This is a genomic window from Fonticella tunisiensis, assembly GCF_004364155.1.
In the GTDB taxonomy this organism is placed as follows: domain Bacteria; phylum Bacillota; class Clostridia; order Clostridiales; family Caloramatoraceae; genus Fonticella; species Fonticella tunisiensis.
The window spans coordinates 26359-51600 of the sequence record NZ_SOAZ01000023.1; the positions used below are offsets into that span (position 1 = coordinate 26359).

Genomic DNA, 25242 nt, shown 5'->3' on the forward strand with positions numbered 1-25242 from the left:
AAATGGGAACATGTAAAAAATGTGGTGCAGAGTTCGGGAAAAACGATCAATTCTGCGTAGTGTGTGGTGGACAGATAATAAAAGATGAAGGTAAGAAGGATTTTGGAAACGAAATGTTGCAGGAGACTGCAGCAGCTTCAGAGCCAGGGATTAGAAGGCTAAAATATAAAATAAATATTGATAAATCAAGGTTTGAGAACTATGGAAGAGAAATATTCACTCTTTTTAAGGACGTGTTTACAAAACCTGTTGCAGCATCTTCAAAATATGCAAGAGAGCCATTAAAGGAAGCATCCTTTATATCGATGCTTATTATGGGAATCCTTCAGGGATTTCTTGCCGTCTGGATATCAAGCAGGCCCTTTGGTAGAATTCTAAAGGGGTTTTTGCCTATCTTTAAAACAGGAAGAATTTCGCCCTATGGCATTATATTCTTAAGAAGCTTTATAGTCTTTGGGATTGTACTTTTCGCTTTAACGCTTGGCCTTTTCATATCGGCACAGCTTTTATACAACGTTAGAGTTAAGCTTCTATCTCTCTGGAATATAGTATCCATAAGCGGCATACTTTATGTAACTATGATGCTTGTTTTGATAATGACCTATTATGCAGCGCCATCGGTCAATATAGTTTTCGCAATGTTTATAACCGTTATAATACTTGTTAGCATATACCAGAGTATAAAGGAGATAACAGGTCTTTCGGAGGACAGAGCAGCCTTTACAGCAGGGGCTGGGTTTATTCTGATGGCAGCCATAATCTATCTTTTATCAGCCATTATATAAGTGAATAAACTTCAGAGTTTTTGAAATAATATATTTATAACAAGACTTTAAAAGGTTGTTAAGTTTATAAAATATTTATAATTTAACTCTTTACAATATGTCGAATTGTAGCTAAAATATATTTTGTGTGTGAAATTGCGTAAGGTTTTTTAACATATAATTCCCTAAAACCCCAATATCAAGGATTCCCTCCACATTGGAGGGTATTTTTTATTTCCATGCCCTATGAGGATAATATAAAAATACTGGTTAAAAATAAGATTAGATTAACTTTCATAGGGTGATGGTTATGAACTTATTTGAAAAATCATATTCAGTAATGTTTAAAAACGTCCTCAGGGCAGCGAATCCAATTAAAAAGAGAATAATCAAAACGGAGTGCGAAGTTCACAGGTTCATAAATAACCAGGGAGTAGAAATTTTAAAAAATGATGGCTACATCGATGCATATAATCTAATGTCAAAATATATAAAGGAAATTAATGAAGGTGCGGTGTGGGCAGATCAGGATTTTAAAAGTGCCAATCATTTCTATAATCCTGAAACCGGAAGAGGCTTATACGGAAACAGCAATGCCTTCAGGGAGATAATGACATATTACGGCAAAGCACTTAATCTGTATTATAACGACAATGTAAGGGATGCGATGTTTTATTTTGGGGCAGCCTGTCATATAATTCAGGACCTTACCGTTCCCCAACATGTAAATGTAAGGCTCCTCGATAAGCACAGACAGTATGAACAGTGGATTATAAGGACATATAAAGAGCATGATTTATTTAAGGTATACAGAAACGGAATATATTTAAAGACTATACCTGAATTTATAGAATATAATAGCAGACATGCAATAGGTGCTTATAAAAAGTTTTTATATGAAAAAAACAGACAGGTTAAATTTTTTAAAACTACATCTGTAATTCTGGTTCTCGCCCAGAAAACAACTGCAGGGGCAATGCTAAAGTTTTATAATGACATACAGAGGATGAAGCCCTATATTGAAAAAAGAAAAAAGGATATGTTGAAAATATGAGAAAGTATATTCCTGTTTATTGCAGGAATTTTTTTCTATGTAAAGAAATAATTAAGGACAAGGATTAAAGCCCATGTTTTAATATGTCGATAAATACATTATTAAAGTATATTTTATGCGGTAAATTAAGGGGTTCATTGGGGTGATAATATGAAAAAGGACATAACTGTTGAACTTGGAAGTTTGAAACTTCATGGAAACGTGCTTGACATTTCCACAAGGGGCAATAACATAATATCTGAAATAGTTAATATAACCTATACAAAAAATGAAGCTGAAAGCCTGGAGAAGGAATATATAGTATGGGACAATATAAATATTTCCTCAAAGGATAGTTTTTACGATTATGCATGTTCCTTTTTCTCTCTAGGCTTTATAAGGGGGAAAAGAAATTTAAACAAAAGGCTCAAGGAGTTAAAAAGAGTTTTAAAGAAGGATGGAAAGCTTTTTATATGGGATTTGCATATACCATCTACAACGCTTTTTGGAGATTTTAATGTTATTGCAAAACTTCCTGACGGACGTGAAAAAAGGCTCAATTTAAGAGTTAAATTGAATCCTTTCAGAGTAAAATTTGTTGACATGTTGAAACTTTTAGAGAATAATGGTTATAAGATAATTATTAGCACTATAAGTAATAACAAATACTACATAGAAGCAGTAAACATTAAGGAGGAAAAGGATGAAGACGGTTCTGGCGGCCCTTAATGCAAAGCATATTCATTCAAACCTTGCAATTAGATATCTAAAGGCCTATGCGGATGACGATAATATAGAAATATACGATGCCACAATAAATGAAAACCCTCTTAACATAGCAATCGATATTGCCAGAAAAAAGCCTGATCTAGTTGGGTTTTCCTGCTACATATGGAATATTGAAAATACCCTCAAAGTCTGCAGTGCTCTTAAGGAAATTGATGGGAATATATTTATACTCCTTGGGGGGCCGGAGGTTACATATGACAGCAAAGCTGTTTTAGAAAGATATGAATACATAGACTTTATAATTCAAGGAGAAGGTGAGAGGCCTTTTAAAAACTTTATTTGCAAGCTTAAGGAAGGGAAAAAATCCTTTGAAGATGTAGAGGGGCTTGTTTATAGATGCGGGGACAAGATTATAGAAAATCACTCCAGAAGTTTTATAGAAAACCTCGATGAGATTCCCTTTCCATATAAAGATGGTATTACCGACAGAATTATATACTATGAAACCACACGGGGATGCCCCTTTAGCTGCAAATATTGCCTCTCCTCCATTGAAAGGGGGCTTAGGTATTTCAGCCTTGATAGGGTTAAAAGCGATTTAAAGTATTTTATAGACAGAGATGTAAAAATAGTGAAGTTTGTTGACAGAACCTTTAATGCAAATAAAAAGTTTGCAATGGAGATATGGAAGTACCTTATAGAAAATAGAAAGAACACAACCTTTCATTTTGAAATAGCAGCAGATATATTGGACAGGGATGCAATAGAGATTTTAAAAGGTGCTCCAGATGGGCTTTTTCAATTTGAAGTGGGAGTGCAGACAACTAATCCTGAGGTTTTAAATAACATAAATAGGACTATGGACTTTGAAAAATTAAAAAGAAACGTACTGGAAATAAAAAAGTCAGGAAATATCCACTGCCACCTTGATCTCATTGCAGGGCTGCCTGGAGAAGACTTTTCCTCCTTTAGAAGGTCCTTTGACATGTGTATGGATATGAATCCTGATGTGCTTCAGCTGGGTTTTTTGAAGATATTAAAGGGTTCTCCAATGTATTATGAAAGCCATAAATATATTATGCATTATACGAAATTCCCTCCATATCAGGTGCTTAAAACAAGGGATATAACCTTTGATGAAATGGTTAGTCTTATGGAATTGGAGGAGGTTTTTGAATCCTATTACAACAGTGGCATATTCAGTATAACTATGTTTTATGCTCTTTCAAAGGTACATTCAAAATTCGATTTCTTTATGGATTTTACAGGTTTTCTAAAGGACAAAGGATTTTTCAGCAGAAATATGAGCTTAAACGATAGATTTAAGCTGCTCTATGAGTTTTTACTTAAATATTGTAATGAAAATATAATTAGGGATGTGCTTCTCCATGATTATATTATAAATACTAAAAAATCTGTAGTTCCTGATTTTCTCAAGAGAGAAAATATGTTGAATTTAAAGGACTTAGTGTATGAAAACAGAAGTAAAATAGAAAAATATTTTGGCAGGATTGATTTTAAAAGAATATTTTATGTACCTGTTGATGTTAAGATATTAAAGGACATGTCATCATATAGTATATTAGAAGAAAGAGGGATTGCAGTTTTTAACCTGGAAAAGGGGGAATATATGTATTTGCAATGAATTAAAAAATATTGATAAAAATTTACTTTTAAAAGTTATTAATGCAAAAAATATTTTTCTGAATGTATGTGATTATAATCAAAGCCTTTAAAAATAAAGTAATTAAAATATTTTATAAATAGCCGCTGTTTTAAGTTTGCATTTTTTTTAAATTATATTCAAATTATGGAAAACTTATAATATAATAAGGATTACATGGAAATGTTATGAGAGCATTATAAATTAGTATAAGGGTGGTGATACCTTGGCCTTGGAAGTAGTAAAGGATATCCTTGAAATTGAAAAGGAGGGGGAAGAAATAGTTAGAAAGGCCCAGAGCCTTGCCGCTGAAATAGAAAAATCTGCAAGGGAAGAGGCGGATTCAATAATTGAAGGTGCTAAAAAAGAAGCAGAAGAGCATTTAAGTAGCGTAATTTCAAAGTATGAAGCTGAAGCCCTTGAGGCTGCAAAAAAGCTAAAAAGCGAAGAAGAAGAGGCTATAGGCAAACTAAAAAATATTCCTTCCGAACTCATGGAAAAAGCAGTAAATATGGTTATCGAGAGGATAGTGAACGGCCATGGCGATAGTTAAAATGAAAAAGCTTACCATTGCTGCTCCCCTGGGTGACAGGGATAGGCTGTTAAATACCCTTCAAACCCTTGGAAATGTGCATTTAATCGATCTCAAGGATAAAATTAACGATACTTCAGATGTGGAAATTTTTGAGGAAGCCAAAAGCGTTTCACAAACTGAGATAGAGTTTAATCATATTAAATTTACATATGATTTTCTAAGGCGTTTTCATAGGGAAAGGGTAGGTCTCTTTTCAAAAAGGGAGATTATTTCAAAGGAAGAGTTTGAGGAGCTTGAGAACAAAATAAACTGGAGAAGTATTTATGCAGAGGCTAAAGGAATAGAAGAAGCCCTTGGCATGAATAGAAACAAAAGAAATAGAGTTTTGTCTTCCGCAGAACAATACAGGCAGTGGAGCAGCCTTGATATCAGCATAAAAGAGCTTGAGAAACTTAAAAAAACAGCATATTTTGTTGGAGTTATATCCGGAAGGTATGAAGCACAGCTTAATGATGAGTTAACCTCAAATTTCGAGGATGTATATATTGAAAGAGTATCCGATACTCAGCAGGATATAGGGCTTTTTATATTGTGCCATAGGGATGACTTAAATAAAGTATCGGATATACTTAAAAAATATGGTTTTGCAAAGGCAAATATCGACCTTGCTGAGGTACCTGTAAATAAGCTTAAAAGGCTTCAGGAGGAGCTTGTGAATATCGATGATGAATATGATAAGCTCATCAAAAGGGCTGAAGAACTTTCAAAAAATGCAGGGGATATCGAGAAGATGTTTGATTATCTGTCAACCAGGCTTGAAAAGGAAAGGGCAATATCAAACCTTATAAAGACCCGTAAAACCCTGATACTTCAGGGATGGGTTCCGGAGGATGAAGCTAAGAAGGTTTCTGAAACTTTAAATCATAATTTTAAAGATGTTTATATAGATTTTGAAGAGCCAGAGGAGGATGATAACCCTCCAATTGCATTTAAGAACAATGCACTGGTTGAGCCCTTTGAGATAGTGACCTCAATGTACAGCCTGCCTTCTGCAGGGGAAGTTGATCCTACGCCTGTTTTAACACCGTTTTTCCTGTTGTTCTTTGGAATGATGATGTCCGATATAGGCTATGGTTTTGGGATGCTCATATGTTCTATTATAATGCTTAAGTTTATGGACCTTGAGGGAGGAGCTAAAAAAATTGCAAAGCTTATACTCTACAGCAGCATACCGACAATCATATTTGGAGCGCTCTACGGAGGAGTCTTTGGAGTCTCAATTAAGCCCCTGTGGGTGAATCCACTTGATAACCCAATGCTTATACTTGGAATATCTGTAGTCCTTGGAGTTTTACACCTTGTTATAGGGCTTGGAGTTAAAGGATATCAGCTTATAAGAAGCGGCCATGTTCTTGATGCAGTTTTCGATGTAGGAACTCTGTATGCCATAATATTCGGTATTGCATGGTATGCCGCAGGTACACAGGGCATAGTTGGAGGGACTGAAATCGGAAAATGGCTTGCAATAACAGGGGTTGTTGGAATATTCCTTACAGCTGGAAGGGCCAACAAGGGAATAGGAGGCAAAATCGGTGCAGGGCTCTTTGGAGTATATGGCCTAACAAGCTATGTTGGTGATGCATTGTCCTATTCAAGGCTTATGGCATTAGGGCTTGCAACAGGGCTTATAGGAAATGCCTTTAATATAATGATAGGCCTTATGGGCGAAGGCATAACCCTTCCAAAGCTTATACTTGGCCCCATAATACTTATTGCAGGCCATACCTTTAATCTCTTAATAAATGCCCTGGGATCCTATGTTCATACAAGCAGGCTTCAATACGTTGAATTCTTTGGTAAATTTTATGAGGGTGGAGGCAAAGCCTTTGAACCTTTAAAAATAAAAACCAAATATATCAAAGTTAAAGAAGAAAAATAAGGGAGGAATTTTAAATGAATTTCATGCAATTCTTAACTTCTCAAAACGGTGGTTTAATACTTACACTGCTGGCAGTTGCTCTTGCCGCCTTAATACCTGGAATAGGTTCAGCAAGGGGTACAGGGCTTGTGGGTGAATCCTCAGCAGGGCTTATCGCAGAGGATCCGGAAAAGTTCGGGAAGGCATTGATACTTCAGGTTATTCCTGGTACACAGGGACTTTATGGTTTCGTTATAGGAATCCTTATACTTGTTAAAACAGGGTTCCTTGCTACAATACCTGACCTCAGCCAGGGTTTTCAGCTTTTAATGGCATCCCTTCCAATAGCAATCGTTGGATATAGATCAGCGATATATCAGGGAAAAACAGCGGCAGCAGGTGTTCAAATACTTGCAAAGAGGCCGGAAAAGTTCTTTAACGGCGTTATATTTGCAGTTATAGTTGAAACCTATGCGCTTCTTGCATTCGTTATTTCATTCTTAATGCTAAACAGCATAAAGCTATAAGGGAGTGGCAAAAAATGGCCGGAATTGAAAATTTAAAGTCCAGAATCCTCAGGGACAGCGAAGAACAGGCAAGGCAGATAGAAAACGAGGCCAGAGCAAGAGCCGATGAAATTGTAAAGTCTGCTAAATTAAGGGCAGAGGAAATACTTGAGGAGTTTAAGGCTAAGGCTGAAAGGGATGGCAGGGACAGAAGGGACAGAATAATCGCAAGGGCTCAGCTTGATTTAAGAAATGCTGTTCTTGCGGCAAAGCAGGAAGCCATAGATAAGGTTTTAAATACTGCCATAAGAAAAATACAGTTTATGAGCGTTGAGGAGTATACAAATTTCATTGAAAGGCTTCTTTTAAGCAACATAGAAACAGGTGATGAGGAAGTAATTTTCTCTGAAAATGATAAAAACAGAATAGACCCTGATTTGCTTAAGAGAGTTAATAAAAAATTACAATCTGAAGGCAAAAAGGGACAGCTTAAAATAAGCGGTGAAGTAAGAAATATATCTTCAGGATTTATACTGAAAAGAGAAGGCCTTGAGGTAAACTGCTCCATAGAGGCACAAATAAGGGCCTTAAGGGACAGCCTTCAGGGCGATATAGCAAACCTTTTATTTAGTTAAAGGAAAACTCATAGTACTTTCAATAATTCAGAAGTGGCTTTTCGGTGATGTCAATGGGGATAAACCCTGACATCCCATCTCTAACTTCTGTTGGGGAGTGTTCATGAATGGATAATACTATTTTTGCCCAGAGTATCGCCCGCATAAGGGTTTATGAAACAAGACTGCTTACCAGGGCGAAACTTGAAGGGGTGAGCGAGGCAAGGGATTTTGATGAGGCTATTAGGATGCTTCAGGATTCGATTTACGGCAGCTACATTAGTATGCCATCCTATGAGGATGGGCTAAAGGCATCGCTTGAGGAGCTGTACAGAGACATGAAAAAATTGGTGCCTGTGAGGGAAGTTATAGATATACTTTCAGCAAGATACGATGCCCATAATATCAAATCCCTTATAAAGGGAAAACAGTCCGGTGTTGATGTGGATTCCCTGCTCATCGATGCAGGTACCATACCTTTAGATAATCTAAAAATGATGTTCAGAGATGAGGATTATAAGGAAATGCCGGAGATTCTAAGGGATTATGTGCTGAAGGCCTTTGAAAGCTATAGAAATGCGGAGGACCCACAGGAAATAGATATAATCATGGATAAAGGCATGTATAGGTATATGCTTGAGATTGCGAAGAATAGCAGATTGGAATATCTTAATAAAATTGTAAAGCTTATGATAGATGTTACAAACATAAAGGCTTTCATAAGGGTTAAGGCCCAGGAAAGGGGCATTGAATTTTTTGAAAGGGTTTATATTGAAGATGGAAAATTGGAACTTGACCTTTTCGCAACAAATTTCAACAATCCACTTGACAGCTTTGTGAAAAAAGTTTCATTTACTCAACATGATAAATGGGTAAGAGAAGGAATAGAGGAATATGAGAAGACCGGTGACCTTGGAAGGATAGAAAAAGCCGGGGATAATTACATAATAGACTATCTAAGATCCGCTAAGTTTGTAAGCTTTGGACCGGAGCCGATAATTGCATATATTCTGGCCAGAGAAAACGAAATAAAGGTTCTTAGAATAATACTTACAGGTAAGAAAAATGAAGTTCATCCCGATATCATAAGGGAAAGGCTGCGTGATACATATGTATAAGATTGGAGTAGTTGGAGAAAGGGACGCAGTTTTAGCCTTCCTGGCCCTGGGTATGACTGTAAAAAGCGTGGAAAGCCCCGAGGAGGCCATTAGAGCTGTAGATTCCATGGCAAGGGAAGGCTACGGTTTAATATTCCTTACTGAAACGATGGCAAAGGACATGGAGGAAACACTAAATAGATACAAAAATCAAATGCTTCCTGCAGTTATTCTAATACCCGGAAGCAGAGGAAGCCTTGGCATAGGTCTTGCCAAGATCAGAGAAAATGTTGAGAAGGCTGTTGGGGTTGACATATTATCTGAGAAGTAACATCGATAAGTAACCATCTATCAAAGAAGGAAGGTTGATAGCTTGAGTAGCGGGAGAGTAATAAAGGTTTCAGGTCCCCTTGTTATAGCAGAGGGAATGGAACACGCCAAGATGTTTGACGTTGTAAGAGTTGGAGATAAAAAGTTAATTGGTGAAATAATAGAGATGAGGGGCGACAAAGCCTCCATACAGGTATATGAAGAGACAGCAGGAATTGGCCCTGGAGAGCCCGTTGAAACCACAGGAGAGCCTTTAAGTGTTGAGCTTGGCCCGGGGCTTATTGAGTCTATGTTTGACGGCATCCAGCGTCCCCTTGCAGTTATGAGGGAGGTTGCAGGTGACTTCATAAGCAGGGGTATTGACGTGCCTGTGCTTGACAGGGAAAAAAAGTGGCAGTTTAAGGCTGTAAAAAATCCAGGGGATTTTGTTGTGTCCGGTGATATTATAGGAACAGTTCAGGAAACATCAATAATAGAGCACAGGATTATGGTTCCCTATGGCATTGAGGGGGAAATAGTTGAAATCAGTTCTGGGGAATTTACAGTTGTTGACGTTGTGGCAAGGGTTAAAACAAAGGGTGGAGAGATAAAGGATCTTATCATGATGCAAAAGTGGCCTGTTAGAAAGGGAAGGCCGTACAATAATAAGATAGCGCCTGAAGAGCCGATGCTTACAGGGCAGAGGGTAATAGATACCTTCTTCCCAATTGCAAAGGGAGGTACAGCATGCGTTCCAGGACCCTTTGGAAGCGGCAAGACGGTAGTTCAGCACCAGCTTGCAAAGTGGGCTGACGCAGAGCTTGTTGTATACATAGGCTGTGGAGAGCGCGGAAACGAGATGACTGATGTTCTTATGGAATTCCCTGAACTTAAGGATCCAAAGTCAGGAGAACCACTTATGAAAAGAACGGTGCTTATTGCAAATACATCCAACATGCCAGTTGCAGCCCGTGAGGCCTCCATTTATACAGGCATTACAATAGCGGAATATTTCAGGGATATGGGGTATTCAGTGGCCGTTATGGCGGATTCAACATCAAGGTGGGCGGAGGCCCTTCGTGAAATGTCAGGCCGCCTTGAGGAAATGCCAGGTGAAGAAGGATATCCGGCATACCTTGTATCAAGGCTTGCTGAGTTCTATGAAAGGGCTGGCAAGGTTGTATGCCTTGGACAGGATGGAAGAGTTGGAGCCCTAACTGTTATAGGCGCAGTATCACCTCCAGGTGGAGACCTTTCAGAACCTGTAACCCAGGCAACCCTTAAGGTTGTTAAGGTGTTCTGGGGGCTCGATTCGCAGCTTGCCTACAGAAGGCATTTTCCGGCCATAAACTGGCTTAACAGCTATTCACTTTACCTTGACAAGATTGCACCCTACATAGAAAAGACTGGCGTTAAGGGATGGACGGAGATGGAAAGGGAAGCCATGAGAATACTGGAAGAGGAGTCGGAGCTTCAGGAAATAGTAAGGCTTGTTGGTATTGATGCCCTCTCTGAGAGGGATAGGCTTACCCTTGAAGCGGCAAGGTCCCTTAGGGAGGACTATCTTCATCAAAATGCATTCCATGATGTCGATACCTATACTTCCATAACCAAGCAGCATAAAATGCTTAGCCTTATACTTGAGTTTTACCATCAGGCGCAAAGGGCCCTCGATGATGGTGTATATCTAAGCAGAATACTTGAGCTACCCGTTAGGGAGAGAATTGCAAGGGCTAAGTACATTTCAGAAGCTGAAATGGAAAAAATAGATGAAATCTTCGCAGCCCTCAAGGAAGAAATGGATTCACTAAAGGAGGGAGGCAGTCACAATGCTTAAGGAATATAGAACCATAAGGGAAATCGCAGGCCCCCTTATGCTCGTTGATAAGGTTGAGAAGGCGGCCTATGATGAGTTAGTTGAGATAGAAACTCAAAGTGGAGAAATAAGAAGAGGAAGGGTTCTTGAAGTTAATCAGGATAAGGCCCTTGTTCAGCTCTTTGAAAGTTCAACTGGAATTAACCTTAGGGACAGTAAGGTTAGATTTTTGGGAAGAACCATGGAGCTTGGAGTATCTATGGATATGCTCGGAAGGGTATTTGACGGCCTTGGAAGGCCAAAGGATGGAGGGCCTGAGATAATACCTGAAAAGAAGCTGGACGTTGCAGGAGAACCTATAAACCCTGTTGCAAGGGACTACCCTTCGGAGTTCATTCAGACTGGTATTTCGGCGATAGATGGTCTAAATACCCTCGTTAGAGGACAAAAGCTTCCTATATTCTCTGGTTCCGGACTTCCACATTCACGCCTTGCGGCCCAGATTGCAAGGCAGGCAAAGGTTTTATCAGCAGATAGCAAGTTTGCAGTTGTATTTGCCGCAATGGGTATAACCTTTGAGGAAGCAGATTTTTTCATAGAGGACTTTAAAAAGACCGGGGCCATTGACAGGGCAGTCCTCTTTATAAACCTTGCAAACGATCCTGCAATTGAAAGAATTGCAACGCCAAGAATGGCCCTTACCTGTGCGGAATATCTTGCATACGATAAGGGTATGCACGTACTTGTTATAATGACTGACATGACAAACTATGCAGAGGCCCTCAGAGAAGTATCTGCCGCCAGGAGGGAAGTCCCGGGAAGAAGAGGCTATCCTGGATATCTGTACACCGACCTTGCAATGCTTTATGAAAGGGCAGGAAGAATAAGGGGCAGAGAGGGGTCAATAACACAGATTCCAATATTAACAATGCCTGAGGATGATAAAACCCATCCTATTCCAGACCTTACAGGATATATTACAGAGGGACAGATAATCCTGAGCCGTGAGCTGTATAGAAGAGGACTTATGCCTCCTATAGACGTTCTTCCATCCCTTTCAAGACTTAAGGATAAGGGAATAGGAAAGGGAAAAACAAGGGAGGATCATGCCGATACAATGAATCAGCTCTTTGCTGCCTATGCTCAGGGTAAACAGGCAAAGGAGCTTGCGGTAATACTTGGTGAATCTGCCCTTTCAGATACCGATAAGCTCTACGCAAAGTTTGCAGATCAGTTCGAAAAGAGATACGTTTCTCAGGGAGAATATACTGATAGAAGCATAGAGGAAACTTTGAATTTAGGATGGGAGCTTCTATCAATACTTCCAAGGGGAGAACTCAAGAGAATAAGGGATGAATACCTTGATAAATACCTCCCTAAAAAAGGGGATGAATGAAAATGGCAAGGCTTAATGTAAACCCTACCAGAATGGAGATGAGCCGTTTAAAAAAGAGGCTCCAGACTGCCAGAAGAGGGCATAAGCTTTTAAAGGATAAACAGGATGAGCTTATGAAAAGATTTATAGACCTTGTTAAGAAAAACAATGAGCTTAGAAAAAAGGTTGAAGAGCAGCTAACGGAATCCCTTAAGGACTTTATGATGGCCAAGGCTGTTATGTCTACACAAATGTTTGAAGAGGCCCTTATAATGCCTGCTGAGAAAATCCTTCTGGATGTTTCTCGAAGGAACGTAATGAGCGTAAACGTTCCAGTTATGAAGTTCGAAAGGAAAGGTGGGGAGGGGGCAAGCATATATCCCTATGGTTTTGCCCAAACCTCCGGAGAGCTCGACGCTGCAATAAAAAAGCTCTACGATATACTACCCAATCTCTTAAGCCTGGCTGAAATTGAAAAGTCATGCCAGCTTATGGCGGACGAAATTGAAAAGACAAGGCGAAGAGTAAACGCCCTTGAATATGTGATGATTCCCCAGCTTGAGGAAACCATCAAGTATATAACAATGAAGCTCGATGAAAATGAAAGAGGAAACCTTGTAAGGCTTATGAAGGTTAAAACTATGATAAATCAATAAAAAAGCCGCAGTGGCAGAAGTGCCACTGTGGTTGTTTTTTTGCCATAGATAATGAATGCTGAATCGACTTTCTCTTTAAAAGTTTCCTATTTGCTAAATATAATCTTTGAAGCAATATCATAATTATAACTGGAGTATTATAAAATTTCCCTGCATATCTAGTCTATAAAAATGTTTTATGGCATTTGTTTTCTGTTAAATAGTAATCAATTTATGAAGGGATGCACTATATTGAAATGAAATTATATTACAAAATTCAAAAATTGTATTGAAATTTAATTACATAAAATATATAATTAAATCAGAAAGATAATTAAAAATTGGAGGTGTGATTTTGGCAAATATAAATTTAGACAAGCTAGTTACAGAGGGTAGAAATCCAAATACGTTGAATATAGACAGCGTTTCTACCATTGAAATGGTAAGGATGATAAATGAAGAGGATAAGAAGGTTGCACTTGCAGTAGAAAAGGAGCTGGAGAATATTGCGAAGGCAATAGACGAAATATCAAAGGCATTTGAAAAGGGAGGGCGCTTAATATATGTAGGGGCTGGCACCAGCGGGAGACTTGGTATACTTGATGCGTCAGAGTGTCCGCCAACTTTTGGAGTAGACGAATCAATGGTTCAGGGAATTATTGCAGGAGGAACTGAGGCTATATTTAGGGCAAAGGAAGGAGCGGAGGATAATAAAGAACTGTGTGTAAATGACTTAAAGGGTATTGATTTTTCGAGGAATGACGTTCTTGTAGGTATTGCAGCAAGCGGAAGAACACCATATGTAATTGGGGGCCTTGAATACGCAAAGAAATTGGGAAGTGTTACAATAGGGGTCACATGCAATCCTGATTCTGAAATTTCAAAAATTGCTGATATATCAATAGCTCCTGTTGTAGGACCTGAAGTTATAACTGGCTCTACAAGACTCAAGGCAGGAACAGCTCAAAAGATGGTTCTTAATATGCTAACAACAGGATCGATGATAAAAATTGGTAAGGTTTACACAAATCTTATGGTTGATGTTAAGACAAGCAATGAAAAACTGATAGAAAGAGCTAAACGAATAGTAACTCAGGCTACCGGTGTTACTAAGGAAGAAGCAGAGAAAATACTAAATGAAACAAATTATAACGTTAAACTTTCGATATTTATGATAATGTCAGGGCTTAAAAGGGAAGAGGCAGCAAAGATTTTATATGAAAATAAAGGCTTTATATCAAAAGCCTTGAAAGCTATAAATAAATAAAAAGGGGGAAGAAATATGTCAAAACTTGTACCCAGAGAAATTGCTGAACAAATTAATGACGTAGTTGGGGGAAGACAGAATATAGTGCAGATAGCGTACTGTATGACGAGGCTAAGACTTAAAGTTGTAAACAAAGTTAATACAGAGGCCATTAAAAAGATAGAAGGAGTAATGGGGGTGGTTGAACAGGGAGATCAAATCCAGATAATACTGGGACCTGGAAGAGTTAACAAAGTTGCAAGTGAGCTTGGTAGTATAACTGGGCTTGAAGTTGGTGAAATAGATGAAGCTGCTGCGAGAAAAGCAGAAATTAGTGCAAAAAATGCAACTCCATTTAAGCTCTTTTTAAAGAAATTATCTAATATATTTATTCCTTTGATACCGGCATTTATTGCGTGTGGACTTGTAACAGCCATACTTAACGTTGTATTAAAGTATAATCCCGGCTTTGCAAATACAACCATTGGTGGAATATTAAAGGTTGCAGGAAATGCAGTATTTTATGGGCTAAACCTCTTCGTTGGTGTAAATGCAGCTAAAGAGTTTGGGGGCTCGCCTATGCTTGGTGGTGTAATGTCAGCGATTATAACACATCCGTCTTTAGTTGATATTAAACTTGGTGGAAAAGCCCTTGTACCTGGAAGGGGGGGAATTATTGCAGTACTATTGGTTGTAGCATTTTCAAGCTGGCTTGAGAAGAAACTTAGAAAGGTTGTTCCAGAAGTTTTAGATCTATTTATTACTCCACTGCTTGTTATATTGATTTCATCATTTGCAGCAATATTTGCCCTTCAGCCATTAGGAGGATATATTTCTGATGCTGTCGGAACTGCGACAAAGGCGGCTATCTCAGGTGGAGGAGCCTTTACAGGATTTATACTTGGTGGAACATTCCTTCCACTTGTAATGACAGGACTTCATCAGGGACTTACCCCAATTCACGCAGATCTTCTAAAAACAACAGGACAGAATCTACTTCTTCCAATACTAGCTATGGCAGGCGCAGGACAGGTTGGAGCATCTATAGCAGTTTTTGTTAAAACTAAAAGCCAAAGATTAAAGAGAACTATAGCTTCAGCCCTGCCAATAGGCATGATGGGAGTAGGAGAGCCTTTAATTTACGGTGTAACACTTCCACTTGGCAAACCTTTCATAGCTGCATGTATAGGTGGTGCCTTTGGAGGAGCAGCTCAGGCATTCCTTAAAGTAGCATCTACAAGTATGGGTCTTTCTGGATTACCACTTGCAGCCATAACAAATAAGCCGATGTTATATATAATTGGACTTATCGTAGCATATATAGCAGGTTTTGTGGCAACATTAATACTTGGATTTGAGGATTTAGCAGAATAAATATAAAATATTAAAAGTCTTCCTAAACTTAGGAAGACTTTTAATGCTAAAAATAATCAATTGGGGTGATTAATTTGGGTAAAGGTATTTCAGTATTCCTGGGGATGAAATATTCCCTTGAAGAGAATCTTGAGTATGTAAAGTTTGCACATAAAAATGGATTTGATAGAGTATTTACATCTTTACATATACCCGAGGCCGATTATAAGAAAATAATAGAAGATTTTAAAACTCTTGTAGAAACAGTAAAGCAGCTTAATATGTCTATGATAGCCGATATTTCACCTAAGGGTTTTGAATATTTAAATTTATCTCTTAAGGATTTGAAATCTATAAAGAACATGGGCATTGATGTAATAAGGGTGGACTTCGGTTTTACTCCTGAGGAAATCGCGGAGTTTACTCGAAATCCCTATGGACTTAGGATAGAGATAAACGGAAGTACTGTTACCGAAGGATTTTTTAAGGAGTTTGCAAAGTTTAATCCTGATTTTAACAATGTTCAGGCATGTCATAATTATTATCCAAGGTTAAATACTGGAATATCCATAAAAAGTTTATTGAGAAAAAATGAAATTATGAAAAGATATAATATAGAAATCTCAGCCTTTATACCGTCTTTAACAAACAAAAGAGGCCCGATATATGAAGGTCTTCCTACACTTGAGATTCATAGAAAGATGAATCCTGAAGTAGCTGCAAAACATTTATATGCTTTAGGTATTGACAGCGTATTTTTTGGTGATAGTATACCATCCAGAGAAGAAGTTGAGTCAGTAGGTTCTTTAAGGGAAGACGTTATAGAATTCAGGGTTAGGCTCTTAGGAAATTCAGAAGTAGAAAAGCTTCTGTTGTTAAGGGACTACTATACGAATAGGAGCGATGGAGCTGAGGATGTTATAAGGGCAGCTGAGAGCAGGATGTACATCAAAGGTAATGTGATTAAACCTTTTAACACTATTGATAGAAAAAAAGGTGATGTAACTGTTGACAATGAAGGATATTTAAGATATATGGGTGAACTTCAAATATGTAAAAAGAATTTACCTGCAGACTCAAGGGTAAACGTTGTTGCATCCATTGTTGAAGATGAGCTGTTTTTGCTGGACTATATAGATGAAGAAACTAAATTCAAATTTAAATTAATATAACAATATCTCGATTTTGTGATATATTAAAAATATAAAGTTGCCAAAATAAATTTAAGTTAAGTTGTCAGCTGCCCCTGGTCTAGACCTCTGTGTGCAAGCTTAGTTGTGAGTGCAATATATTTTTTGTCCTGGTGTTTTTTAAAGTAAAACTATCGCAATACGTAAAGGTAAAAAATAACGATTAAAAGGAGAATTTACATGAGCTGCCTTTTAGCAATAAAAAATAATTTTGAGCAATACACGTCTTCAGAAAAGAAAATAGCAGAATATATCATTGAAAATCCAAGTGAAATATATAAGCTGTCAACATCTGAACTGGCTGAGTTAACTAAAACAAGCACTGCAAGCGTTGTAAGGTTTGCAAAAAAGCTCGGATATGAGGGATTTCAAGAGTTAAAGATAGAACTTGCAAGGGAAAATGCTATTAATAGTGATATTAAAGAGGATTACGGGTATATAGATACCCATGATTCTGTAAAGGATATCATTTTAAAAATTGGAAGAAAGAATATGAACATAATTGAAGAAACTGTAAAGCTTCTAGATGAAAAGCAAGTTGGAGAAGCAATTAAGGCTATTTTAAATGCAAGAAAAGTGTATTTGTTTGGAGTTGGAGTATCGGGGCTTATAGCTATGGATCTACAGCATAAGTTATTAAGGATAAATAAAAATGTTCAGACTCATATGGACAGCCATATGCAGATGTCACTTGCAGCCCTTACAACTTCTGAAGATCTTGCAATTGCGATATCCTACTCAGGAAGAACCAGGGAAGTATACAACTGCCTTTCTGAGGCTAAAAAAAATGGGGCAAAATGTATTTCAATAACTAAATATGGAAGCAATCCCATTTCGGAAATTTCTGATATAAGACTTCAGGTCTCCGGCATAGAAAAGGATATAAGGGTTGGGGCAATTTCTTCCAGAATAGCACAGCTGACGCTAATCGATATCTTATTTGTTGGGGTGGCCAAGGAAAACTTTGACGTTGTTGAAAAATATCTGAAGGCAACAAGAAGAATGGTTTCGGATCTAAAAATAAAAAAATGATATTTTTTTAAATGTGTCAGAACTCAGAATTTAAGGATTTTTGAAAAATACAATCTTTCATAAGCTGCAGCATGGGCCCTTAATCAGGAGAAGGCTGAAATATGGAAGGTTGTGAAAAAAATGTTAAAAGCTTAGAGTTTTTCGACGCAGCAGCCAGCGATGGAATATCATATGGCAGGATAGGAAAACTAAATATTAGACTGCAAATTATATTTTTTGACTGAAGTTTAATCCAATTGTTAAGATTTTAAAATGTAAGATTGCATAAATAGTCATGTTGGGTTAAACTATTATTTGACAAATATTTTAACAGGAGGGAATATTCCATGGTGGAAAGAAAAGTTGTAGTAAAGAATAAAACTGGACTACATGCAAGGCCAGCTACTCTTGTTGTAAGCGAAGGAAACAAATTTAAAAGCTCAATAACCATAAAGAAGGGTGAAAAGGAAGTAAACATAAAGAGTCTTCTTGGTCTTCTTGGGCTTGGCGTTGCAATGGGAGACGAAGTTATAATAAAGGCTGAGGGAGAAGACGAAAACCAGGCAGTAGAAGCTATAGTGAAATTAATAGAAAACCTTAACGAATAAAACAAAGGAGCAGCTAAGCTGCGTCTCAGATTGTTGATAACCCCCTATGATTTTTAAAAAATCATGGGGGGTTAATATTTGCAGCTTTTTTATCTTGCCACTATTAAAAAGCCCAACGATAAAGCTGGTTTTAAAGGTTTTATGTCCACCCAATGGAGTATTTACAATAAGTGTTTTTAAGTGTAGAATAATATCATAATTTAAACAGTAATAAAGATTTATCATTTTTGTTGTAGGGGAGAACAGTGTTCTCCCGTCCGGTATCATTTTAATTTATACGGAGGAATGTACATGGCAGTTAGGGAAATAGTACAAAAGGGTCATCCTGCCTTAAAGGCAGTGAGTGAACCTGTTAAAAGAATAGATGAAGAAGTTTTAAAGCTAGTTCAGGATTTAAAGGATACACTGTATAGTACAGATAATGGTATAGGCCTTGCTGCACCACAGATTGCTGTTAATAAAAGGGTTATTTTTATTGACCTGAGGGATGAGACAGGACCGATAGTTCTTATAAATCCACAAATTGTAAAAAGCTCAGGGAAGCAGGAAAGTGAAGAGGGATGCCTTAGCTATCCTGGATATTATGGATTTGTTGAAAGGCCATCAAAGGTTGTAGTAAGGGGGCTAAATGAGAAGGGCCAGGTTGTGGAATACAGGGCTTCTGAGCTTCTCGCAAGGGCTCTGTGCCATGAAATAGACCATCTTGATGGAATCATGTTTACAGACAGGGCCTATAAGATATATAAGGAAGAAGAACAGTAAAATAAGGCAATTAAAATAACCATGCTGGTAATCAGTATGGTTATTTTTATTTAGGAAGCATTTACACGTGGCGCGATGTAGTGTAAAATATTGCCATACCCCAATAAAAATTAAAGTAAAGTTGGTGTTTACATGAAAAAAACAGTTAGCCTTTTTTTATCCATTTTACTTTTAATTTATCTGTCGGCCTGCAGTGCGACCAATAATACTCCTGGAAAAAGCAGCGATATGTCAGGCAGCGGTCAGGAAAAAGATATTGTAAAGGAAGAGCCTGTAAGAAGGGAAATCACCATTCTTACGGCGGGGGATATTATGTTTCACAATCCACAGATAAAGGCAGCATATACCGGGAAAACCTACAATTTCAAACCCTCCTTTGAAGAGATAAAACCCATCATAGAAAAGGCAGATATTGCAATAGGAAATTTCGAAACTACAATAAATCCCGACAAAAAACCATCGGGATATCCAACGTTCAATGCGCCGGTTGAGGTCCTGGATGCTATAAAATATGCAGGATTTGACGTTCTAACAACCGCAAACAACCACGCTATGGATACAGGGACAAAGGGACTTTTGAATACCGTTGAAGCTATTAAAGAACATGGGATGATACCGGTTGGAACAGGTAAAAAGGATGATGACAAATTTGCTATAGTTGAGAAAAATGGAGTTAATGTAGCCATATTGTCATATACCTATGGAACCAATGGAATTAAGGCCCCTGATGGAATGGTGAATTTAATAGATAAGGATAAAATAAAAAGCGATATTGAAAGGGTTAAAAATCGATCTGACTTTGTTCTTGTAATGCTTCATACCGGAACGGAATACATAAGAAAGGTTGAAGATTTTCAATATGCTCTTTTTAGGGAGATAGCGGATATGGGGGCTGATGCTGTAATTGGAGGTCATCCGCATGTTGCACGAAAGTCGGAGGTTTATAGCTCAAATGGAAGAAATGTGTTTATATCATACTCTATGGGGAATTTTATATCCAACCAAACAGCTAAATATACTGATATAGGTACTATGGTGGAGCTTAGGGTAGTTAAAACCGATACTGCAAAGATCGAGGATGCGAGGGTAATACCTGTTTACAGGTCGATCATAAAGCAGGGAGGAAGGACTATCCATCAGGTTTTGCCTGCAGAAAATATCGATAAATATTCGGATAAAGTGCCTGTGAGCCGGAGAAGCTATGTAAAGCAGGTTTATGGTGAGCTTACGGATATAAAGGATATTGAGGTATTTAAAAACAGATAAGGAGCCCTTTTGAAAATGTGAAATGATTATAGGATTTATTTCGTGAGACTTTTATATAGTCTCTTTTTTTATGCAAAATTGTGTCAAGTCCTGACGAAATGAATATTTTATAGTAGGCATCTATTATTTAAACTTTATATTCTTTTAAGACATGATGGAAAATCATCGCCTAATAATCATTTAGTCGGGAGGGGATATGGATGAAGGGGGTTCTGCTGTGCGGTGATATTATAAGTGATAGCAGGCTAAAGCCTATAATTTATTCGGTTTCCAGGTCAATGATACCTATAGCAAACGTTCCATTTATAGAATATCTTATAAAACAAATGGTGGAATGTGGAATAGACAACATTGCAATAGTGGTTGGGGAAGGGAAACAGGATTTTGAATTATATTTCAAAAACGGAAAGGATTTTGGCTGCCGCATCAGATATTACAGGCAGCATAAAAATACGGGGCTGGCAGGCCAGCTTTTATGTATCAAGCATTTTGTAGATGATGACAACTTTTTTGTGGCTCAGGGTAACGTATTTATAGATTTTAAAATGGAACAATACTTAAAACAATTCAAAAAGGAAAAATGTGATGGGCTTTTACTCACAAAGGAAATTGAAAAACCGTGGAAGCACGACATTGCTATATTTGAGAAAGGAAAACTAATTGAGATAATTAAAAAACCCAAAATAACCAACAGTAAAACTGCACTAACAGGCATATATATTTTCACTCCGGCTATACTTCGGGCTGCATCAAAAATAAGGCCCTCAAAAAGAGGGGAATACGAAATTACCGATGCCATTCAATATTTAATCGATAGAGAATATAAAATATCAACTATGGATATGGACGATGGTACATGGATAGATGCTTCAAGGGATAGTGATCTTTTGGAGTGCAATAAATATGTATTATCAAAAATAGATGGAAAAAGTAAAATCGATGAAGATAGTAAAATAGAAAACAGTATAATTGGTGATTATACGTCCGTAGGGAAAAGATGTTCCATAAAAAATGCAGTTATTTCGAATTGTATAATAATGAATGACTGCATAATTGACGGTGTAGAAATGAAGGACTGCATAATAGGAGAATATTCAACGATAATAGGAAATGGGTGCATAAGTGGTATTATGGGACCTAAAACAAAAATATACTTGACCCCATCCCTGACAGATGAGAAAGAAAAAGATGAATATATTTAAATATAAAAAGTGGGGGTTTACCTCACTTTTTATCAATTTCAAGAAGAACATCTATTGCCGGTTTAATGAGCCTCTTGTCATAACCCCAGCTGTCCTTACCCATAACCTTCATACCTCCGCTGTATTTTTCAAATTCCTTTGATGTAATGGTTTGAAATATCAAACCTGAGCTGCTGTCTTTAAGGTTTATATAGAAAACACTTCTTAAATTTCTGTTTTTAAAGTAGTCCATGGCATTTTTAATGTTCGTTGTTATAATAATATCAGAATCCTCGTAGCCGTACTTTAAAAGGTTCGATTTAATGAGAGATGAAGTATCGTTTTCATTGTCAATTATTAAAATGCCATCGAACTTCATGGGCATGTTTCCAATTGTAGAGGAAAAAATTTCTGCAAAGCTTTTTGAGCTGTGTACCGGCTTTGTAAAGCTGATTTTAACACCGGCCTCTCTGGCCTTTTCAATAACAGATTTTACCGACGGCTTTTCCTCAACGTTATAGTCAGCGGAGTAGTTTATGATGATGATTTCACTGCAGCCATCGGCCAGGGCGGAATAAATAGAATCCTTAAGTCCTGGAACGTACCCCGAAAGGGCAATGTAAAAGTAATATGGCTTGTAATTTAAAAGGGAATTTTTAACATCTGAAGCTATCTTTAAGAGATCTAAATTTTTCGTATTTACTCCTATCTGTCTGTATTCCTTCTTTAACTGCATAGTATACAAAGGTTTAAGGAGTGTTGGAATGTTTTCTAAAAAATAGTTTGCATAATAGGGTGTGTACTTCTCCATTTCGCCTTCAGAGTAGAAAATAACAGCTTTTTTACCCGGATCTAAATTACTGATCCCTTTAAATTGGAAGCTGGCAGGTTTGAAAATCGTATATGTACATAACGTATAGGATAGGAAAAAAAGAGCAGCAGCCCCGGCGTTAAAGTATCTGTTTGAAAATTTAAAGTGTTTTCGCGCTATGAAATACATGAGAATCGATATACCAAGAACCACTAAAAAAAGAGGATAATACCCATAGGGAGCACATAATATAAGCGTTAGAAGACCTCCCCAGAGTATACTGAATAGCAAAATTATCAATGTAAACACCTCCTAAAAGCCTTCATTCTAATATATTTATGGTGATGGATGATATATGAATAAATATTTTAATTGAATATACAAGATAATATATTTATAATAGAATTTAGATTAGACCTTATAAAAATATTTCTAACGGAAAAATATTTTCCATAAACATATTTTATTAATTAAAAAAATGGTGTATAATACAATTGATAATTAATAATCGGATGAAAAGCTTTACATTACAAACGATTAATCGGAGGTGCCATTCAATGAGTTCAGTAGAAATCAAAAAGGATGTTTATTGGGTTGGTGTCAGAGACCCGGAGCTTAGAGTTTTTGATATAATTATGAGAACAGATAAGGGTACAACTTATAACTCATATTTAATTGTTGATGAAAAGGTTGTTTTAATTGACACGGTTAAGGAAGGTTTTTCCAAGGAGTTTATTTCTAATATAAAGAGCGTTATAGGCGATAGGAAGATCGACTATATAGTAGTGAACCATACTGAGCCTGATCACAGCGGCGCGATGAAGGTAATACTTGAAGAGTACGGAGATGCTGTAATATATGGTTCAAGGTCAGCTCTTAACAACATTAAGGAAATAACCAACAGGGATTTTAAAGGCGTTGAAGTGAAGCATAACGATGAGCTTAATATAGGCAGGAGAACACTTAAATTTGTATCTGCACCGCTTCTACACTGGCCGGATACAATATTCACATATGTTGAACATGATAAAGTGCTATTCTCAGGGGACGTGTTTGGGTGCCATTACTGTGATGACGATCCGTCAAAGATATTCAATGACGAAGTTGGAGATTTCTCACATGAACTTAGATACTACTATGACGTTATTATGGGACCGTTTAAGAAGAAGGTTCTTGAAGCAATAGAAAAAATCAAGCAGCTTGATATAGACGTTATATGTACAACACACGGACCAATCCTCAGGGAAAAACCATGGAAGTATGTAGACCTCTATGAAGAATGGAGCAGGGTTGTTCTTGAGACGGGCAAGGAAAGAAGGGCTCTTGTTGTTTATGTTTCTTCCTATGGCTATACAAGGGAAGTTGCCCATGAAATTGCAGAGGGCATAAAGGAAACTGGTGCAGAGGCTCTTGTATACGACATTACAGAGCACAAGATAAGCGACCTTGTAGATAAGCTTGAAAAATCGAAGGCCCTTGCAATCGGTTCGCCTACCATAAATCAGGATGCTGTAAAGCCGGCATGGGACTTCCTCTCTGAGGTATCGCCAATTGTAAACAGGGGTAAACTTGCTGTTGCGTTTGGTTCCTATGGATGGAGTGGAGAAAGCGTTCAGCTTTTAACTGACAGACTTAAGGGGCTCAAGTTCAAGGTTATCGAACCGGGTCTTAAAATAAACTTCAGGCCATCGGATGAGGAAATGAAAAAGGCAAGGGAACTTGGAAGGCAAATAGGAAATCAGATATAAAATAAGCCGGATTACATCCGGCTATTTTTTAACGCTAAGGGCAAAGGCCTCTGGTATGAATATGCTTCAGATCTGCATAATGCTTGCATCATTTAATCTTGTATGTACAATGCTTTCTGTACCGGCGGGAATTTTGTCCGATAAAATAGGCAGGATACCTTTTTGAAATAAATAAAAGTGCTCCCTTCGTATTTGGTTCGGCCCTATCCTTTGCTGGGGTAATAGCATCTAATAAAATGCAAATATTTTTTAAAACCTTCGCATAATAAATGCGTAGAAATCATGCTTTATGAATAATATTTTCCAATATGTATATATTAACAGTAAATTAACTCGTTGTGCTGGATAAGTTTACAGATCGACGCTGCGATAAAAAATATATTTCATTCACCAGTACGCTTAGCAAAGAAGTTCTAAGGCTTGGGATTTGAAAAATGTGAATTTCATATATTTTTTATCGACCCTCAGCGCCTGAACTAGCACAACAAGTTGAATTATAAAGGGGTGATATTATGATAGACAGTTCAAAAGTATTTGAAATACTTGAAAAGGAGGGCTTTGAAGAGGTGGATGAAATAGGATATAAGGATGATATCAAGGTATTTAACTTTTTCTACACCTTTGATGAAGCAGAAATTGAGGCGGCGAAGGATTATGCAAACGAAAATTATGATGAAGGAGAGGGTGAGGATAATTGGTATAATGAATTCTTCCTCCCATATCTTACAGATATAGCTGGAGATAATATAAAGGATATAGTTGATGAAATATGTGAAGAAAATGGCCTCACAGGGGAATTTGTATTATATGAAATAGATAGGGATAATTATGAGCAGTGTGAAGTCACCCTGATACTTGGAGAGGGATCAAAGGAAATTGATGTGGATAGGGTACTTAACGATCTGGAGCTATAGGAGGCTGCCCCGGAGCAAGGCCTTTTAAAATTTCAGAAAAAAGAAATTTGATGTAAAAAACATTCTTAAATTGCAATATTAAATGCAACACTTAGTGAAAAATCATGTTGAATAGGGTAAGATAGCCCATACTTAACCTTAAGCCCATCTTAATTACT

25 protein-coding genes are annotated in these 25242 nt (G+C 37.4%); 24 read left to right on the plus strand and 1 reads right to left on the minus strand.

The window, feature by feature from the left end; all coding sequences use genetic code 11:
- The first annotated feature begins 2 nt into the window (after nt 1-2).
- From EDD71_RS11665 to EDD71_RS11765, 22 genes are all read left to right on the plus strand, one after another.
- Nucleotides 3-785, plus strand: coding sequence for a zinc ribbon domain-containing protein (locus tag EDD71_RS11665; RefSeq protein WP_133628919.1), 783 nt, complete (start codon nt 3-5; stop codon nt 783-785).
- 289 nt (nt 786-1074) lie between these two features.
- Complete coding sequence (locus EDD71_RS11670) at nt 1075-1818, plus strand: zinc dependent phospholipase C family protein (protein ID WP_133628920.1); 744 nt, start codon at nt 1075-1077, stop codon at nt 1816-1818.
- Between the two features lie 150 nt (nt 1819-1968).
- Nucleotides 1969-2526 (plus strand): class I SAM-dependent methyltransferase, encoded by a 558-nt coding sequence (locus tag EDD71_RS11675; RefSeq protein WP_133628921.1) that lies wholly within the window; start codon nt 1969-1971, stop codon nt 2524-2526.
- Entirely contained in the window at nt 2501-4171 is a 1671-nt protein-coding gene (locus EDD71_RS11680) for a B12-binding domain-containing radical SAM protein (RefSeq protein WP_133628922.1), read from the plus strand. The genes EDD71_RS11675 and EDD71_RS11680 overlap by 26 nt, the downstream gene beginning before the upstream one ends.
- A 244-nt stretch (nt 4172-4415) precedes the next feature.
- Nucleotides 4416-4742, plus strand: a complete 327-nt coding sequence (locus tag EDD71_RS11685) for a hypothetical protein (protein WP_133628923.1) — start codon at nt 4416-4418, stop codon at nt 4740-4742.
- A complete protein-coding gene (locus EDD71_RS11690; RefSeq protein ID WP_133628924.1) occupies nt 4729-6663 on the plus strand; it encodes a V-type ATP synthase subunit I in 1935 nt (644 codons plus the stop codon). The genes EDD71_RS11685 and EDD71_RS11690 overlap by 14 nt, the downstream gene beginning before the upstream one ends.
- A gap of 14 nt (nt 6664-6677) precedes the next feature.
- Entirely contained in the window at nt 6678-7169 is a 492-nt protein-coding gene (locus tag EDD71_RS11695) for a V-type ATP synthase subunit K (RefSeq protein WP_133628925.1), read from the plus strand.
- 14 nt (nt 7170-7183) lie between these two features.
- Nucleotides 7184-7783, plus strand: a complete 600-nt coding sequence (locus EDD71_RS11700) for a V-type ATP synthase subunit E (RefSeq protein ID WP_166636470.1) — start codon at nt 7184-7186, stop codon at nt 7781-7783.
- Between the two features lie 107 nt (nt 7784-7890).
- Nucleotides 7891-8880 (plus strand): V-type ATP synthase subunit C, encoded by a 990-nt coding sequence (locus EDD71_RS11705; RefSeq protein ID WP_133628927.1) that lies wholly within the window; start codon nt 7891-7893, stop codon nt 8878-8880.
- Complete coding sequence (locus tag EDD71_RS11710) at nt 8867-9190, plus strand: V-type ATP synthase subunit F (protein WP_207669344.1); 324 nt, start codon at nt 8867-8869, stop codon at nt 9188-9190. The genes EDD71_RS11705 and EDD71_RS11710 overlap by 14 nt, the downstream gene beginning before the upstream one ends.
- A gap of 42 nt (nt 9191-9232) precedes the next feature.
- The gene (locus EDD71_RS11715; protein ID WP_133628929.1) at nt 9233-11005 is read left to right on the plus strand and encodes a V-type ATP synthase subunit A; all 1773 of its coding nucleotides are present in this window, start codon (nt 9233-9235) and stop codon (nt 11003-11005) included.
- Entirely contained in the window at nt 10998-12380 is a 1383-nt protein-coding gene (locus tag EDD71_RS11720) for a V-type ATP synthase subunit B (RefSeq protein WP_133628930.1), read from the plus strand. The genes EDD71_RS11715 and EDD71_RS11720 overlap by 8 nt, the downstream gene beginning before the upstream one ends.
- Nucleotides 12381-12382: 2 nt before the next feature.
- Nucleotides 12383-13015, plus strand: coding sequence for a V-type ATP synthase subunit D (locus EDD71_RS11725; RefSeq protein WP_133628931.1), 633 nt, complete (start codon nt 12383-12385; stop codon nt 13013-13015).
- A gap of 334 nt (nt 13016-13349) precedes the next feature.
- Nucleotides 13350-14261: an N-acetylmuramic acid 6-phosphate etherase gene (murQ, locus tag EDD71_RS11730; protein WP_133628932.1), complete on the plus strand. Its 912-nt coding sequence runs from the start codon at nt 13350-13352 to the stop codon at nt 14259-14261.
- A 15-nt stretch (nt 14262-14276) separates the two neighbouring features.
- A complete protein-coding gene (locus tag EDD71_RS11735; RefSeq protein ID WP_133628933.1) occupies nt 14277-15614 on the plus strand; it encodes a PTS transporter subunit EIIC in 1338 nt (445 codons plus the stop codon).
- A 74-nt stretch (nt 15615-15688) separates the two neighbouring features.
- A complete protein-coding gene (locus EDD71_RS11740) occupies nt 15689-16765 on the plus strand; it encodes a DUF871 domain-containing protein (protein ID WP_133628934.1) in 1077 nt (358 codons plus the stop codon).
- Nucleotides 16766-16963: 198 nt separating this feature from the next.
- On the plus strand, nt 16964-17815 hold the full coding sequence (locus EDD71_RS11745; RefSeq protein WP_133628935.1) for a MurR/RpiR family transcriptional regulator: 852 nt from the start codon (nt 16964-16966) through the stop codon (nt 17813-17815).
- Between the two features lie 101 nt (nt 17816-17916).
- The gene (locus EDD71_RS15955; protein ID WP_279233029.1) at nt 17917-18039 is read left to right on the plus strand and encodes a hypothetical protein; all 123 of its coding nucleotides are present in this window, start codon (nt 17917-17919) and stop codon (nt 18037-18039) included.
- Nucleotides 18040-18141: 102 nt separating this feature from the next.
- A complete protein-coding gene (locus EDD71_RS11750) occupies nt 18142-18402 on the plus strand; it encodes an HPr family phosphocarrier protein (protein ID WP_133628936.1) in 261 nt (86 codons plus the stop codon).
- 291 nt (nt 18403-18693) lie between these two features.
- Nucleotides 18694-19164 (plus strand): peptide deformylase, encoded by a 471-nt coding sequence (gene def / locus EDD71_RS11755; RefSeq protein ID WP_133628937.1) that lies wholly within the window; start codon nt 18694-18696, stop codon nt 19162-19164.
- 132 nt (nt 19165-19296) lie between these two features.
- Nucleotides 19297-20430 carry a CapA family protein gene (locus tag EDD71_RS11760; RefSeq protein ID WP_133628938.1) on the plus strand — a complete coding sequence of 378 codons (1134 nt, stop codon included), beginning with the start codon at nt 19297-19299 and terminating at the stop codon, nt 20428-20430.
- Nucleotides 20431-20630: 200 nt separating this feature from the next.
- A complete protein-coding gene (locus EDD71_RS11765) occupies nt 20631-21632 on the plus strand; it encodes a sugar phosphate nucleotidyltransferase (RefSeq protein WP_133628939.1) in 1002 nt (333 codons plus the stop codon).
- 22 nt (nt 21633-21654) lie between these two features.
- Here EDD71_RS11765 and EDD71_RS11770 read toward each other — a convergent pair whose 3' ends face one another.
- The gene (locus tag EDD71_RS11770; RefSeq protein WP_133628940.1) at nt 21655-22722 is read right to left on the minus strand and encodes a hypothetical protein; all 1068 of its coding nucleotides are present in this window, start codon (nt 22720-22722) and stop codon (nt 21655-21657) included.
- Nucleotides 22723-22979: 257 nt separating this feature from the next.
- Here EDD71_RS11770 and EDD71_RS11775 point away from each other — a divergent pair, with 257 nt between their 5' ends.
- Entirely contained in the window at nt 22980-24170 is a 1191-nt protein-coding gene (locus EDD71_RS11775; RefSeq protein WP_133628941.1) for an FprA family A-type flavoprotein, read from the plus strand.
- Between the two features lie 512 nt (nt 24171-24682).
- A complete protein-coding gene (locus EDD71_RS11780; RefSeq protein ID WP_133628942.1) occupies nt 24683-25084 on the plus strand; it encodes a hypothetical protein in 402 nt (133 codons plus the stop codon).
- The last annotated feature ends 158 nt before the right edge of the window (nt 25085-25242 follow it).

Bases quoted from the DNA above. Each gene is read 5' to 3' on its own strand.
- EDD71_RS11665 (WP_133628919.1), top strand. From the start codon at position 3: ATGGGAACATGTAAAAAATGTGGTGCAGAGTTCGGGAAAAACGATCAA.
- EDD71_RS11670 (WP_133628920.1), top strand. From the start codon at position 1,075: ATGAACTTATTTGAAAAATCATATTCAGTAATGTTTAAAAACGTCCTC.
- EDD71_RS11675 (WP_133628921.1), top strand. From the start codon at position 1,969: ATGAAAAAGGACATAACTGTTGAACTTGGAAGTTTGAAACTTCATGGA.
- EDD71_RS11680 (WP_133628922.1), top strand. From the start codon at position 2,501: ATGAAGACGGTTCTGGCGGCCCTTAATGCAAAGCATATTCATTCAAAC.
- EDD71_RS11690 (WP_133628924.1), top strand. From the start codon at position 4,729: ATGGCGATAGTTAAAATGAAAAAGCTTACCATTGCTGCTCCCCTGGGT.
- EDD71_RS11695 (WP_133628925.1), top strand. From the start codon at position 6,678: ATGAATTTCATGCAATTCTTAACTTCTCAAAACGGTGGTTTAATACTT.
- EDD71_RS11700 (WP_166636470.1), top strand. From the start codon at position 7,184: ATGGCCGGAATTGAAAATTTAAAGTCCAGAATCCTCAGGGACAGCGAA.
- EDD71_RS11705 (WP_133628927.1), top strand. From the start codon at position 7,891: ATGGATAATACTATTTTTGCCCAGAGTATCGCCCGCATAAGGGTTTAT.
- EDD71_RS11720 (WP_133628930.1), top strand. From the start codon at position 10,998: ATGCTTAAGGAATATAGAACCATAAGGGAAATCGCAGGCCCCCTTATG.
- EDD71_RS11725 (WP_133628931.1), top strand. From the start codon at position 12,383: ATGGCAAGGCTTAATGTAAACCCTACCAGAATGGAGATGAGCCGTTTA.
- EDD71_RS11735 (WP_133628933.1), top strand. From the start codon at position 14,277: ATGTCAAAACTTGTACCCAGAGAAATTGCTGAACAAATTAATGACGTA.
- EDD71_RS11745 (WP_133628935.1), top strand. From the start codon at position 16,964: ATGAGCTGCCTTTTAGCAATAAAAAATAATTTTGAGCAATACACGTCT.
- EDD71_RS15955 (WP_279233029.1), top strand. From the start codon at position 17,917: ATGGAAGGTTGTGAAAAAAATGTTAAAAGCTTAGAGTTTTTCGACGCA.
- EDD71_RS11750 (WP_133628936.1), top strand. From the start codon at position 18,142: ATGGTGGAAAGAAAAGTTGTAGTAAAGAATAAAACTGGACTACATGCA.
- def (WP_133628937.1), top strand. From the start codon at position 18,694: ATGGCAGTTAGGGAAATAGTACAAAAGGGTCATCCTGCCTTAAAGGCA.
- EDD71_RS11760 (WP_133628938.1), top strand. From the start codon at position 19,297: ATGAAAAAAACAGTTAGCCTTTTTTTATCCATTTTACTTTTAATTTAT.
- EDD71_RS11765 (WP_133628939.1), top strand. From the start codon at position 20,631: ATGAAGGGGGTTCTGCTGTGCGGTGATATTATAAGTGATAGCAGGCTA.
- EDD71_RS11775 (WP_133628941.1), top strand. From the start codon at position 22,980: ATGAGTTCAGTAGAAATCAAAAAGGATGTTTATTGGGTTGGTGTCAGA.
- EDD71_RS11780 (WP_133628942.1), top strand. From the start codon at position 24,683: ATGATAGACAGTTCAAAAGTATTTGAAATACTTGAAAAGGAGGGCTTT.